Raw genomic sequence first — 15,180 nt, 5'->3', positions numbered from 1 at the left:
ACAATCTGTTTAATTTACCTTAAACCTAATAACTAAAAACCTAAATCTATTACTACTAACCTAAACAATCTATTAACCTTTTTGGTACTGCAAAGGTAGGCAGATTTACCACTCGTTCCAAATAAGTGAGCCATTTTAGTGTTCAAAATGCCTCTTTCTTGACCTATGTCAATATTTTGTGTCCGCACACAACGTACAAAATCAAGCTTCTTCTACCCTTTCGTTGTAACCAAACAGGTATCACTTTCGCCACGCACATACGATGAAAATGGGCAGAATGGCGCAAGTTCAAGGATGAAATAGGCTAAAAATAGGCGAAACACTTGTTGGTGTTTCCGATTTAGCGTACCTTTACATCAGAATCAAAACGACCTATATGCGCGTTCTTATAGTGAACACCAGCGAGAAAACGGGTGGCGCCGCAGTGGCTTCCAACCGATTGATGCAGGCCTTGAATCAGTCGGGTGTCAAGGCCAAGATGCTGGTCAAGGATAAAGAAACCGACCATCTCACCGTTACGCAGTTGCCCCATCAAGCACTGAAAAGGTTGCATTTTCTATGGGAACGCTGGTGTATATTTTGGCATTTGCATTTCAGTAAACGTCATTTATTCCATGTTGATGTAGCCAACGTGGGTACTGATATCACGTCGTTGCCCGAATTTCAAGAGGCTGATATCATTCATTTGGAGTGGATTAACCAAGGAATGTTGTCGCTGCGCAACATTCAAAAGATTCTCGAGAGTGGCAAACCAGTGGTTTGGACTATGCATGACATGTGGCCGGCAACGGGTATTTGTCACCTTACCCTGGCGTGCCAGAACTTTCAAACGCAGTGTGGCAACTGCATGTATCTGCCTCATCATGGCTCAGATGGCGACCTCTCGCACAGGGTGTGGAAACGAAAACAAAAGGTATATGCATCGGGCAACATCCATTTTGTGGCATGTAGCAACTGGCTTGCCGCACAGGCAAAGGCAAGCGGACTATTGCAAAACCATATGGTGACAACCATTCCGAATCCTATCGACACCCACCTCTTTACGCCTAACGATAAGGTAGCGGCTGCCAGGCGGTTGGGATTGCCCAGCGATCAACAGCTTGTTTTGTTCGCGTCACAGCGCATTACGAACGAAAATAAGGGCATTCAGTACCTCATCGAGGCCTGTCAACAATTGGTAGCTGCTCACCCTGAAATGAAAAACAAGGTGGGATTGGTGATGTTGGGCGGTCATGCGGAAGAGTTGAAAGACGCTTTTAGCTTGCCAACTTATTCGCTCGGATATGTCAACGACACGAAGAAAATAGTGGACGTGTACAATGCTGTGGACGTTTTTGTGCTGCCTTCGCTCTCAGAAAATCTTCCCAATACCATCATGGAGGCCATGTCGTGTGGTGTACCCTGTGTTGGTTTTGACGTGGGGGGCATTCCCGAGATGATTGATCATTTGCAAAACGGCTATGTGGCCCGCTACAAAGATGCCGCATCGTTGGCCGAAGGCATCGCGTGGATATTAGACAAAGATACCAATGGTGCCGAACTGAGCAGGCGGTGCATCCATAAAGTGCAAACTGCTTATGCGCAACAGCATGTGGCAAAGCGCTATCTGGAGGTTTACGGAGAGGCAATGGAGGAAGGCAGAAGGTAATGAGCTGGAGTTATTGGGAGTTAGTTGGTGTTAATTGGAGTTATCGGACATTAGACTTTCTGCACGGAAAAACTATTGTCTGTTAACTCCCGTTCACTCCCTCGTAACTCCCATTAACTCCCAAAACAAAAAGAGAGCGGAGTTATCAGGAGTTATTTGGAGTTAATGGTAGTTATCGGACATTAGACTTTCTCAATAAAAAAACTATCGTCTGTTAACTCCCGTTCACTCCTTCGTAACTCCCAGTAACTCCCTAAACAAAAAAAGATATGATAAAATTCAGTGTCATCACATGCACCTATCAGGCAGAAAAAGAATTGCAAAGAACGCTTGACAGTGTGCTGAAACAGAGATATAAAGAGGTAGAACACTTGATTGTTGATGGTGCTTCTACGGATCAAACGGTGAAAATGGCAAAGCGTTACGCCGCACTTTCTGCCGAGATGGAAACCGGACACGAGGTGGTGGTGGCTTCAGAACCAGACCATGGTTTGTATGATGCCATGAACAAAGGCTTGCAGAGGGCTACGGGCGACTATGTGTTGTTTCTCAATGCCGGCGACAGCTTTCCGACAAACGACACGCTGGAACTTGTGGCTGGTAGCGTGGGCGCATACGATGTCTTGCCCGCCGTGTTGTATGGTGATACCCATATTGTTGATGACAAGGGCGAGTTTGTGCGCCGTCGACGCTTGACGCCACCGCGCCATCTCACCTGGCGTTCGTTCTTACACGGCATGCTGGTGTGCCATCAGGCTTTTTATGCACGCACCGACATTGCCAAGGTTACGCCTTACCTGACGAAGTATCGCTATTCTGCCGATGTTGATTGGTGCATACGAATCATGAAAGAGGCCGCCCGTAGGCACTTGCCATTGCGCAATGTGCAGGCAGTGGTGGTAAATTTTCTGGATGGCGGCATGACCAATCAAAACCACCAAGCATCGCTCAAAGAGCGTTTTCACGTCATGGCGTCGCATTATGGCTACCTGCCAACCCTCGTGATGCACGGCTGGTTTGTGATTAGAAGTGCCTTCAAACGGTGAAATTGGGGTGAAGCTGCATGGTGACAGCTGGACAATTGGCAGCTCACTGGTAGTTTCATCGCCATGCTGACCTGACTACATAAGAACTCGTTTTGTTGATTTATTTCAAAATTTTCAAGTTTTGAAATAGAAAAAAATTATCCGCTGATGGTGACTTTTTGGTGGTCTATCAAGCTAAAAAGTCATACTTTACAGCATCAAATCAGGCAGTTTATCGTGTTATTTGTATGTTTTAGCCATGCTATTGGCATGCTATTGGAACGCAATAGCATGCATATTAGGTTTCAATAAGCATGCTTTTGGAGGGAAACCAATAACAAATTTGACGGATAAAGCGAGGTAAAACATATAACACATTATACATCAACTAATTATAAAAGTCGCTCATATTTTGCGTATTTGCCATCAACCTTGCGGTTGGTTGCAAATAAGCTCGTATTTCGAGGGCATGTAAAATTATTTCTTAGTTGCTCAATCAGGTTTTCCATATCAGCAGTTGGTGGGGTGTGATTTATCACGTTCCGCCGCTATCCGCGGATACAGGAAATGAAAATGGGAAATGGAAAAATGGGCATCACACTCCCAAAATTTCCCATTTCCCATAATCATGGATGCCCTCTATAGGTTAGATGGCTGATAAACCACCAGCAAAAACTATTCTGGAACCCACACCGAGACATTCCCAGCCGGACAGGTAAAGTTGCCCCAACCATTCTCATCAATCTGAATCTTGTGCTCGAATCTGCCCAACAAATCGTAGAATTTCTGCCCAGCATAAGCCTTGCCTACTTCCATGGGTTTCTCGTATTGGTCCTTGTTGCTCATCACCACGGCACATCCCCGGTTATATCCATCACCCTCGCGTGTCCAACCAAGGCAGTTGGCGTCTTCAAAATAATCGCGCTGCGTGCCATAAGCATTTTCTTTTCGGGCTTTCAACAGACCGTCAATGCCATCAACCTTATCCAAGAAAATCTCATAATCGTTGCCATCCTGCCCCTTATCCGTATAATGTGCACCAAACAAATCGGGATAAAACACGCAAGGATAACCGTCTTGTCGTAACAAAATGAGAGCATAAGCCAAAGGCTTGAACCATGCTTCTACCGGTGCTTCCAACGCCTGAAGAGGTTGGGTGTCGTGATTGTCGACCACAGTAACTGCCTTGTCGGGGCGGGCTGACAACAGGGTTTCATCAAAGATGCGTCGCAAATCGTAATCACCGCCACTGTTGGAGGCAATATGGAAGTTTTGCTGCAGCGATGCATCGAACAGGCTCATGCATCCATCCGTAGCCTTCAGATAATCGAGCATCAAGGGAAGCAAACCTGGTGTCCAGTATTCACCCACGGCAAAAATATCCTTTCCTGTATTCGAGCGCAATAAATTCAGCCACTCTTTATAGAATTCAGGCGATTGATGCTTCACGGCATCCAGTCGCACACCATCGAAAAACACTTGGTCGTGATACCATTTTGCCCAGTCGTTCAGTTCCTTGCGAACATAGGGATTTCGGTGCTCAATGTCGTTGTACATCAAATAGTCGTAGTTGCCTTTCTCTGAACCAACAACAGTTTCCCACCCATCGCCATGGTCGTTGATGATTTGGAAGATGCCTTTGTCTTGCCCTACCGCATAATCTACGCCGGAAAAACATGTGAAATCCCACTTAAATTTAGAATATTTGTCGCCACGACCCGGGAAAGTAAACTTGGTATAGCTTTCAATTTCGAAAGGGGCTGATATGTTTTTTTGACGGTTGTTGGGATCTACTTTCACCACATGAAAGTGTTCGGTTTCATCACCACCAGCCTTGTGATTGAGCACCACATCGACCATCACCGAGACATCCTTGCTCTGTAGGGTCTTGCAAGCATCGATGTATTCGTCCTTGGTACCATATTTCGTAGCAATAGTTCCTTTCTGATCAAATTCTCCTAGGTCAAACAAGTCATAAGGATCGTAGCCAACAGAGTTGTCACCACCAGCTGCCTTGTATGCTGGGGGAAACCACACCATGGTGATTCCTAACTCTTGAAGCTGATCAGAAATCTCTTTCATGTGTTTGTAAAACACGCCGTTTCCTTCTGTGTACCAGTGGAAACCTTGCAAAATAGTTTGATTCATACCTTTATCTGTTTATGTAAAGCGTTTATTTAAAATGACGTGTTGGTTGGAAAAAGTCGTTGTTTGAACGGGCGCGATGTTGATTTGACCTTTTGCAAATGATGGGGTTTTAAACGTTTTCATTCACTCGGATGGGTTGTTTGGTTGGCATCCTATTTAAAAAGATGCACAAAAAAACCCTTCATGTGGATTGAAAAGCCGTCATAATGTCGTCGTTTTGTGGATTGTACCATACAAAGGTATACATAATACAGCAATGTTCTCGTACAAATTATATTAATTTAACCCGATTGATTCACTATTTTTTCGATGAATCTGTTAAGCAATAGAGGGCAATGTTTCCTGCGATGAAATAAAAAAAACAGCTCTTTCTTGCTAGAAAGAACTGTATTCGTTACGTTTTCTTGTGCTTTTATATCGGCCAGACGATATGACCATTTTTGCTCAAGTGAACGTTAAATTGTTGTTTGTCTGTATCGTATTCCGATGTTAAGAATATCTCAAGATGCTTCCTGGCTTAAGCTTCGCTGATTTACTGATATGACTCAGCCTACAAATCTGCTCAACCGTTACACCGCGTTTGCGCGCAATCGAGGAGAGAGTTTCGCCTGCCACCACCTTATGGTATTGTACCTGAGTAGGGTTGACCATGTCATTATCGTCCTTTTTGTAGGCTAATTCGCCACGAACCTCTTCAGGTGTATATCTTCCGTTTCTTACTACACCACGCAAACGGGTAGCTTCTGATGACTCACGTTGATAGGAAGAGTTTCTGAATGTGTAGAAATCGCCTGTGACATCTTGAGCCCGGAAGTCAAACAAGAGTGCGGGATTCAGAGCCACACCGCATAATCTCGTTTCGAAATGAAGATGAGATCCGGTACTTCTACCCGTGTTCCCTCCCAGTCCTATCACGTCGCCAGCTCGTACTTCTTGATTCTCTTGCACTAATTGTTTTGACAAGTGACCGTAGATAGTCTCCAATCCGTTGTTGTGTCGGATGACGATATAGTTGCCATATCCACGTGCCTCATAACGAACAATCCGCACTTTGCCACTGAAGGCAGCACGGATAGTGTCTCCAATGTACACCTTAATGTCCAAGCCTTTGTGTTGACGTCCCCAACGAGTACCGAAGTTACTCGTCACAACCCGGCTGGGTGTGGGCATGTGGAAGTGGCGAAGATCTATCTTGAATGAATCGGGAAGAGCTGTCGCACGGTGTGCATAACGGTTATTCCATTCGTCATACAGTTGGGCAGCAGGTGACTCTGTGTTTTCTTTTTCGATGATGCTATGCAGCAAAAGCGTATCTACGGCTTTCATCTTCCGGTCTACGGGAGCCTGTTTGGCAAGTAAATCTTGCGCTGTTGCTGATTGTGCGATTGCCCCAAAGACTGCAATAAAAGCAAATGTTTTTATCTTGTTTATAAATGCCATACAAATTTTGTTAGTTTTAGGTCTCCCAAAAGAGCTAATCAAAAATGTTTTTTAAAGATTTACCAGATGCTGTAAGAAATCCTTCAACTTTAAAAAATGGTTGTGCAAATATAACGATTATATTGCAAAGTTGTTACGTTATTAACAGAATTTATAACGACTTTAACTAACTTGTAATAAATACAAACAGCTACTAAGATATTGATGCCCAATTGATATTGGTCTTTCTCAGCTCGTTGAGCCTGTTCCAAAGCAGACTGTATTCCGTCTTTTCGCAAAGCGGGTCTGCCTCTATAATCTTCTGTGCTTCGTCACGAGCGAGTTGAATGATTTGTCCATCGCGTGCAATGTCAGCTATCTTGAGGTCGAAGGCGATGCCGCTTTGCTGCGTACCCTCCAGGTCTCCCGGTCCACGGAGCTTCAAATCGGCCTCTGCAATCTGAAAACCATCGCACGTTTCACACATGATGTCAATGCGTCTGCGGGTTTCTTTCGACAACTTGTGACTGGTTACCAAGATGCAATAACTCTGATCGGCACCTCGTCCCACACGTCCTCTGAGCTGATGAAGCTGTGAAAGACCAAACCGTTGGGCATCGAGAATCACCATGACCGAGGCGTTTGGCACGTCAACACCCACCTCTATCACCGTCGTAGCCACCAGAATTTGGGTTTCTCCACGACTGAACTTCTGCATTTCAGCATCCTTTTCTTTCGGCTTCATCTTGCCATGCACCTTGCTGAGTTTAAAGTCTGGGAAGATCGTACATAGCGATTCGAACCCTGCTTCCAGGTTTTTCAGATCAATTTTCTCGCTCTCAGTGATCAGCGGAAAGACGATATATACCTGTCGACCCTGTTGGATTTGCTTCCGTATGCCTTGGTACAGACTCGTCATCTGATTGTCATATTGATGAATAGTCTGTATGGGTTTACGCCCGGGAGGCAATTCATCGATGACACTTACGTCCAGATCGCCATAAATGGTCATGGCCAAAGTGCGTGGAATGGGTGTCGCCGTCATGACAAGGATATGGGGTGGTCGTTCGCTCTTGCCCCACAATTTGGCTCTTTGTGCCACGCCAAACCGGTGTTGCTCGTCGACTACGGCCATGCCCAAGTGTGAAAATCGCACGTTATCTTCGATAACTGCATGCGTTCCTACCAAGATATGAACCTCTCCAGTGAGCAATCCGTGGAACACTTCGTTGCGTTTTTTGCCTTTCACCATACCCGTGAGCAGTTCCACGCGCACATCCATTCCTCCCAAAAACTTCTTAATGGTGGTGAAATGTTGTTCGGCCAGAATCTCCGTTGGAGCCATCATGCACGCCTGATAACCGTTGTCAATGGCTATGAGCATGGACATCAGGGCCACCAGCGTCTTGCCCGAACCCACGTCACCCTGCACCAACCGGTTCATTTGTCGGCCGGTTGTCATGTCCTTACGTATCTCATGCATCACCCGTTTCTGTGCGTTTGTCAACTCAAAAGGCAGGTTATTCTTGTAAAAGTGATGAAACTGCGGTCCCACATGGTTGAAAACGTAGCCCTTGTACTTGCGTTTTCGGTCGTTGGCATAGCGCAGAATGTTGAGTTGAACGTAAAACAATTCCTCAAACTTGAGCCGTAGTTGGGCGCGCTGCACGTCATCAAGACTCTTTGGATAATGAATCTTTGCCATGGCTTCGGCGCGTGAAATAAGATGCAGAGGCCCCGTGATGTATGGAGGAAGCGTTTCGGGTAGGTCGTTCTCGCCGAGCTTATCAACCAGCGTCTTGGTGAGTTTCTCAATGGCATGCGACTGCAATCCCGACTTTTTCATGCGCTCTGTGGTCATGTAATAGGGTTGCATGCCCATTTCAGACAGCTGGATGTCGGCAACTTTGTCGATGTCAGGATGCGCAAACTGATATCTCCCGCCATAGATGGTTGGCCTACCAAAAACGATGTATTCTTCGTTTACCTTATAATTCTTGTAAACATACTGTGTGCCTTGAAACCAAACAAGGTCGGCAATGCCAGTGCCATCACTGAAATGAGCCACCACCCGCTTCTTCCTCGGGCTCATGGTGAACTCTTCAAAGCTCAGAATCTTGCCTTTGAGTTGTACGAAAGGCAGGTCGCCTTGCAAGTCGATGATGCGGTAGATGCGGCTTCTGTCAACGTATTTGTAAGGATAATACTCGAGCAAATCGCCCCAGGTAGCGATGTTGGCCTCTTTCTCCAATATCGCCTTACGCTTGGGTCCAACCCCTGGTAGGTATTTGATGTCTTGCTCGAGTATGGATGACATGGTTTCAATGAAATAAGCATTTACCCTCTATGGTCAGCGTCCGTTGGCTCTTGTGCAGACTGCTTGCCGCCGCACTTCCCTATTTCCCCAGCGTTAGCGTTGGGCGTTTGGCCGTGCTGAAGCATGGCTTCGGCCAAAACGAGGTCAAAGGGAGTGGTGATTTTGATGTTCTCCCGGTTGCCGTCTACCATGCTGACGCTGTGCCCGAGCGCCTCAATCACCGAGGCATCGTCGGTGAACGACTCCTGGTCAGGTTGCCCGAAAGCTTGCTTGGCCAATGCGATTTCAAAGACTTGAGGCGTCTGTACAATGCGATACTCGCTGCGCAGCACGTTCTTTCCGCCTCCTTGTCCGTCAATGTGGCGCAGGGTGTCGGTCACGGGTAGTGTGGGGATGACGGCCTTTTCGGCTCGGGCTGTCTCAAAACAACGCTCGATAACTTCGACCGACACGAACGGACGAACACCATCATGGAAGCCTACCACGCCATCGGCATCATCGGGAATGGCCGCCAAACCGTTCTGACAGGATTCATAGCGCGTGCTTCCTCCATCTGCAATGGTGTGCGCGAGGTCAAAGTGGTGGCGCTCACACAATGCTCTCCATTGCGCCTGTTGTTCGCGAGGCAACACCACGATGACGTTCAGCTCTTTGCTGTATTGGTAAAAACGCTCGATGGTGCGCATCAGAACAGGTTTCCCACCAATGGGCAGAAACTGTTTCGGCGTGTCGCTTCCCATGCGAAGGCCTTTCCCTCCGGCAACAATGATGATGTAGTTCATGAGTTCATGAGTTCGTAAGTTTATGAGTTGCTGAGTTTATGAGTTTATGAGTTGGTGAGTTTTCCTCACCGCCCCATCAAATGATCGTATAGCATCTGTTGCTGCAACTCCTTGGTCTTCGCTTCACCCACGAACATCTTCAGGATTTCGTACGCGTATGGGAACGTCGCAGCGGGACCCTCTCCCGTGATGATGTTGCCGTCGATGGTGAACAATTCGGCCGTGTATTCAGCACCTTCGAGGTACTTCTCGAAACCTGGATAGCATGTCGCCTTGCGTCCTTTCAGCAGTCCTAAGCTGCCTAAAACCATCGGTGCGGCACAGATGGCACCAATATGTTTGCCTTTGGCGTTATGGGCCAGCAGTGCTTCTCTCACACCCGCATGCTCATTCAGGTTGGTTGCGCCGGGCATACCACCGGGAAGCATCAGCATGTCGGCATCGTCAAAGTTGTGCATGTCTTCAAATTTCACGTCGGCTTTGATGGTTACGCCATGAGAAGATTCCACCCACTCGGAGCCTGTAACGCTCACTGTCTGAACTTCAACGCCGGCTCTGCGGAAAATGTCTACGGGTGCCAAGGCTTCAACTTCTTCGAAACCATTGGCCAAAAATTCATATACTTTTGCCATATCTGTGATGTTTTGGAGCCTTTCGGCCCTTTTGTAAGTTTTTTAATAATTGTCATTGCAAATATAATAAAAATATTTCAATGCAGCGCATCACACGTCTTGTCATTTGGGAATGATTGACGCAGGTTAACGTTGTTTTAGATTCATCATCCTTTCTTTCAAACACGCAGCGACATCTCCATGCGCCGTTGTAAAATAGGGGTTCATACAACGATTGGCACCAGCGCAAAAAACGATACGTTTTGCCTGGCACATGCTGACTGAAAATATCCAACTTTTTTTACCAAAAAACGGCCCAAAAACGACCCTTCGCAATTCTCATTCTGGAGAAAAACAATAGGCTTGGCGGATGAAAACAAGGAGCTTTTTTGTCTCGAAATAGTAGTTTTCGCTCTAAAAACGATGATATTACCCGCCAATATGCACAACTTTTCACCCTTAGAACCATGCAATTGAACGGCAAAAGCATAGCAATTGCACCGCAAAAGACATGCTATTGGCTTGAGGGAGCGTGAAAACAAGTCGAAAGTAGACGGCTCATAGCTACAAAAACCTGATTATCAACATGCTATAAAAACCGTTTCATTTTCGGCTTATTTGCAACCCGATGTGGGGTTGGTTGTAAATACGCCAAGCATGGAGAGCCTCTTTGTCAAGATAATTCACAACATTTGTTCGTCATGATTTCATTTAGGCAACAGGTAACAAGTGGGCAATTAAAGCGACTCTGTATGTGAAACAGATAGACATCAGGTGGATAGTACCTAAATAGTGGTAGTCTTTGTCAACTAAGATGGATACAAAAACACACAACGGTTAACGCAACACAAAATTCAGAGAGAGCTACCTTCTTTTCTTCGTGACGCACAAACAATCCCCCACATGGGCAACCGCACGAGTAGGAATATCATCTACTCTTTTAACAAATGAACCTAAAATCGCGTCATCACCTCAATAACAAACTTATCTTTCTCCGATATTTTGGCCAGGTTATCGTGCTCATAGAAATATTTTTCGTAGTTCACACGGAGGTCAGAGATGAAGGGCTTGTCGATACTCAGTGTCACCCCACCGGTCAAGCGGGAGCGTTTGTAGTCGTTGACGATCAACACGCCCGTCTCATCCCTCACGCCATTGGCATACCGGAAACCGTCACTGTGGTCGGTCATGTAATCAAAGCGCACCAGCGGAGATATCTTAGAGAAGAAACACCGCTTCAACGGAATGTCATAGTTGACGAAAGCGTCGACCGAATGCACGGCATCGAAAGCTCCTTTAGCATAATGTTTGTAGAGGTACTCCACTTCAGCGTGCCAGCCATTTGCGTGGTAATACATGCCTGCATCGTACATCATGACGGTAAGATGGTCGGGATTGATTTTCTGAGTACTGAGGGTGATGTTCCATCCGCCAGGGATGAAAGCCTGCAACTTGGTGGAGAAATTGACTTGATGGGTCCAGAAATCTTTCTGGTCGGTTAGTCCTGAACCATTAAAGACACCACCCTCGATACGCATGGGGATGCCCAACTTGAAATTATAGCCCACCGTCAGGCCCACGTCGCGCACATTGCCAACTTGCTTAGCGATGAACGAACGATTGGCAAAATATTGCTCGTGAGGCGAACGATGCGCGTCAATGGTGAAGGGCACACGCATCTGTCCGATGGTGAACTGCACGCTATCAAGGGGAACCAGCCGCGTGTAAGCATCAAGCATCTTAATCTTTCCCTCGTCAGAGAGGTCAATCTCGGCCTTATAAGACACCCGGGGAGCCACCTTTCCCGTCAGACTGAAGCGCGCTGTACGCACCTCGAAGCGGCCCTTTTGATCATCGGGCTGGTATTCAAATTTACCACGAATGGTTCCTTCTATTTTGGGTTTGTAGTCCACATTGTCACTTTGCTGAGCCTGAACAACGACTGACTGTACCAGCAAGAAAAAGACGACAAGCAGGGGTTGGATATGTTTCATGTTTTGTCTAGCATGTGATTTTGGGTACAAAATTAACGTTCGGATGTTTCATTTTTAATACATATTTATTACAATTGCATGATGCAACGCTACAGATTTGTAACCTAACGGATTTGATTACAACCTGAATGACTACTAATTCATGCGTAAATGTAACAGAATTGTAAAAAACAATACAACCATATTTCGCTTTTATATGGTATTTTTGCACAAAACTAATTGACAACTTGTATGAAGGAGAATAAAAAACTAATCAAAGACGCCCTGAAGAAACACCTGGATCGGGAGGACAAATTCGAGAATCTGGTTTTGAACCTTGCCCTCAAGAAGATGGCCGGAGCCAAGAAAGATGACGAAGGCGTATACTATTCAAAGAAGCAAAAACGTGTCATCATGGCCACAAAAACGCTGGAAGGCACGTACGATATCCCCGAAGGGACTGAGATAATCGACGATAACGCCTTCTGGGGATGCGCCTTCCTGGAGCAAGTTAACATCCCAGAAACCGTCACACACATTGGCAACGAGGCTTTTTCACGATGCATGTCCTTGAAAAAGCTGGTGATTCCGGCCTCTGTTGAGAGCCTCGGCAACAATCCTTTCGTAGGCCTCAACAGCGAAAACATCGTGTGCAAGTCAGAACATTTCGTCATTGAGAACAAACTGATGTTCACTGCCGACCGCAAGAAGCTCGTCGCCTGTTTGACCGATGCGGCGATGGTCATCATTCCGAAAGGCGTAGTAGAGATACAAGACTTTGCCTTTTCTCGTCGCCGCAGGTTGAAGAAAGTTATCATACCCGACACGGTAGAGGTCATTGGCAGTGACGCTTTCTCCGATTGCGACGTCTTGGAAAAGGTCACCCTTCCAGCTTCGGTCAGAATGGTTGAACCACATGCCTTCGCTGAATGTGACCGACTGAAGAAGCTGACATTCTTAGGAACCGTAGAACACATCGCGCGTACATCCGTTTCCAATTGTGACGCTCTGAAGAAAATCATCGTCCCAGAAGGTTCCTCGGCTCAATACATCAAGCAGTTGCATATCCCCCTGGAACTGGAAGACATCGTGATAGAAAACACAGAACGTAAAGACCAGCAGAAACAAGTGCCGCAATCCTAACGAACGCTCACCTTCATCAAAATCGACAAAATAACAGTTACTACCCCCGAAAAATGGCACAAAGCACAAAAAAGAAGCATCGTTACATCGAGAGAGATGTCAGCTGGATGTATTTCAATCACCGCATCTTGCAAGAAGCACAAAAGGAAACCGTGCCTCTGTTGGAGCGTTTGTCGTTCCTTGGCATTTATTCCAACAACCTGGACGAATTCTTCCGAGTAAGGATGGCATCGCTCAATAAGATTTTGGAAAGCACGAATGTCTCGGCAGCGACAGCGAAAATGATCAAAAAAACCATCAAGCACATCAACAAACTCAATGAAGAATACAACATTGAGTATGGCAACGCCATCAAAGATGTGTTCGCCGGACTGGAAAAGCACAACATGCGCATGCTTGACGAGACGCAGCTTAACGAGGAGCAGAAGGCTTTCTTGAAAGCGTTTTATTACGACAAGCTCAACGGTTCGACCAATCCCATTTGGCTTTCAGAAATTGATGATCTCGGCATTTTGGAAGACAACCGCATCTATCTCGCCGTGAAAAGGACTGAAGAGATGAGCCGCAAGACAAAATTTGCCATCATCAAAATACCCGACAGGATATACGGACGCTTCCTGAAAATTCCCTCTTCAGACAATTGTGAGAACTTCATGTACCTGGATGACGTCGTTAGATACTGCTTGCCCCTCATCTTCATCGGACTGAAAGGGTCTACCTACGAGGCTTATTCTTTCAAGTTTACCAAGGATGCGGAAATGGAGGTAGACAACGAAGCCGATTACGGTGCCATGGAACGCATCGCCATAGGGGTGAACAGTAGGAAACGAGGAGAGGCCATACGCATGGTATATGACAAGGACATGCCTGCCGACTTGAAAAAGAAGGTGATGAAACGTCTGCACGTGAAAGAGCTGGACACCTTGCTGGCAGCAGGTAGATATCAGAATCATAAAGACTTGATGGGCTTTCCGACACTGGGTTATGAGAAGCTGAGTTATCCCAAATGGCCGCAAATACTCAAGCCGGAATTCCTGTCAGAAGAAAGTATCTTCGACCTCATCAGGCAGAAAGACCGTTTCATCCATGTTCCCTACCACTCGTTCAACGGCTACATTCGCATGTTGAGAGAAGCAGCCTTGCGCCCGGAAGTCAAGGAAATCAAGACCACGCTCTATCGCTTGGCCAAAGATTCCAAGGTGGTGAAGGCCTTGATTTGCGCAGCACAAAACGGCAAGAAGGTGACGGCCGTGGTTGAGTTGCTGGCTCGGTTCGACGAAGAAAGCAACATCAAGTGGAGCAAGCGCATGCAGGAAGAAGGCGTGAACGTCATCTTTGGCGTGGAAGGTTTGAAGATTCATTCCAAACTCTTGCACATCACGACCACCAAGGGCAATCTGGCTTGTATCGGCACCGGCAACTTTCACGAGGGAAACGCCAAGACCTATACCGACTACCTCATGATGACGGCTCGGCCACGCATCGTCAATGAGGTGGAAAAGGTGTTCGACTTCATTGACAGACCCTTCTCACAAGTACGCTTCAGGGAACTCATGGTGTCGCCCAACTCGATGAAGACACGCATCATCCGCATGCTCGACAACGAAATCAAGAATGCCTTGGCTGGGCAAGAGGCATGGGTCAAGATTAAAATCAACCACATCACCGACCCTGACATCGTCAACAAGCTCTACGCTGCCTCGCAAGCTGGCGTGAAAATAGACTTGCTCTTACGAGGCAACTGCTCACTGGTGCCAGGCATCAAGGGCATGAGCGAGAACATCAAGGCCGTGGGCATCATTGACAGATACCTGGAACATTCGCGTATCTTGATATTCTGCAACGGCGGAAAACCAAAATATTATCTGGGATCGGCCGACTGGATGCCACGCAATCTCATCAACCGCATCGAAGTGATGACACCTGTTTACGACCAAGACCTGCAACAAGACTTGCTGCGCACCGTTGAGTATGGCATGCGTGACACGACCAACGGACGAATTATCGACGGATTGGGGACCAACGAAATACAACCCATCGCAGAAGGAGAGCAACCTTTCCGTTCACAGCAAGCCTTATTCGAGGCGTATCAAACCGAACAACAAGCATGACGA

Annotated in this window: 10 protein-coding genes; 4 read left to right on the top strand and 6 right to left on the bottom strand. The window is 46.7% G+C overall.

Features of this window, described 5'->3' with window-relative positions:
- Window positions 1-376: 376 nt before the first annotated feature.
- Both NQ518_RS11485 and NQ518_RS11480 read left to right on the top strand, forming a co-directional pair.
- Window positions 377-1,648, top strand: coding sequence for a glycosyltransferase family 4 protein (locus NQ518_RS11485; protein ID WP_227961792.1), 1,272 nt, complete (start codon window positions 377-379; stop codon window positions 1,646-1,648).
- Window positions 1,649-1,917: 269 nt separating this feature from the next.
- Entirely contained in the window at window positions 1,918-2,694 is a 777-nt protein-coding gene (locus NQ518_RS11480; protein WP_227207002.1) for a glycosyltransferase family 2 protein, read from the top strand.
- Between the two features lie 654 nt (window positions 2,695-3,348).
- On the opposite strand, the gene NQ518_RS11475 is transcribed toward NQ518_RS11480, so the two are convergent.
- From NQ518_RS11475 to NQ518_RS11450, 6 genes are all read right to left on the bottom strand, one after another.
- Window positions 3,349-4,821, bottom strand: a complete 1,473-nt coding sequence (locus tag NQ518_RS11475) for an alpha-amylase (protein ID WP_227205210.1) — start codon at window positions 4,819-4,821, stop codon at window positions 3,349-3,351.
- A gap of 489 nt (window positions 4,822-5,310) precedes the next feature.
- Window positions 5,311-6,261: a M23 family metallopeptidase gene (locus tag NQ518_RS11470; RefSeq protein WP_227205212.1), complete on the bottom strand. Its 951-nt coding sequence runs from the start codon at window positions 6,259-6,261 to the stop codon at window positions 5,311-5,313.
- Between the two features lie 193 nt (window positions 6,262-6,454).
- Complete coding sequence (gene recG / locus NQ518_RS11465; RefSeq protein ID WP_227205214.1) at window positions 6,455-8,557, bottom strand: ATP-dependent DNA helicase RecG; 2,103 nt, start codon at window positions 8,555-8,557, stop codon at window positions 6,455-6,457.
- A 20-nt stretch (window positions 8,558-8,577) separates the two neighbouring features.
- Window positions 8,578-9,339, bottom strand: coding sequence for a 2-C-methyl-D-erythritol 4-phosphate cytidylyltransferase (locus NQ518_RS11460; protein WP_227205216.1), 762 nt, complete (start codon window positions 9,337-9,339; stop codon window positions 8,578-8,580).
- A gap of 65 nt (window positions 9,340-9,404) precedes the next feature.
- The gene (locus NQ518_RS11455; protein WP_227205218.1) at window positions 9,405-9,971 is read right to left on the bottom strand and encodes a DJ-1 family glyoxalase III; all 567 of its coding nucleotides are present in this window, start codon (window positions 9,969-9,971) and stop codon (window positions 9,405-9,407) included.
- A gap of 932 nt (window positions 9,972-10,903) precedes the next feature.
- Window positions 10,904-11,944: a porin gene (locus NQ518_RS11450; protein WP_227205220.1), complete on the bottom strand. Its 1,041-nt coding sequence runs from the start codon at window positions 11,942-11,944 to the stop codon at window positions 10,904-10,906.
- Between the two features lie 231 nt (window positions 11,945-12,175).
- On the opposite strand from NQ518_RS11450, the gene NQ518_RS11445 reads away from it, so the two are divergent.
- Window positions 12,176-13,066: a leucine-rich repeat domain-containing protein gene (locus NQ518_RS11445; RefSeq protein ID WP_227961794.1), complete on the top strand. Its 891-nt coding sequence runs from the start codon at window positions 12,176-12,178 to the stop codon at window positions 13,064-13,066.
- A gap of 53 nt (window positions 13,067-13,119) precedes the next feature.
- The gene (locus NQ518_RS11440) at window positions 13,120-15,177 is read left to right on the top strand and encodes an RNA degradosome polyphosphate kinase (protein WP_227961796.1); all 2,058 of its coding nucleotides are present in this window, start codon (window positions 13,120-13,122) and stop codon (window positions 15,175-15,177) included.
- The last annotated feature ends 3 nt before the right edge of the window (window positions 15,178-15,180 follow it).

The sequence above is a fragment of the Hoylesella buccalis ATCC 35310 genome, from assembly GCF_025151385.1.
Lineage (GTDB): Bacteria > Bacteroidota > Bacteroidia > Bacteroidales > Bacteroidaceae > Prevotella > Prevotella buccalis.
Note: the sequence above shows the minus strand (reverse complement) of the source record. Positions and strands in the feature narration are given on the sequence as shown.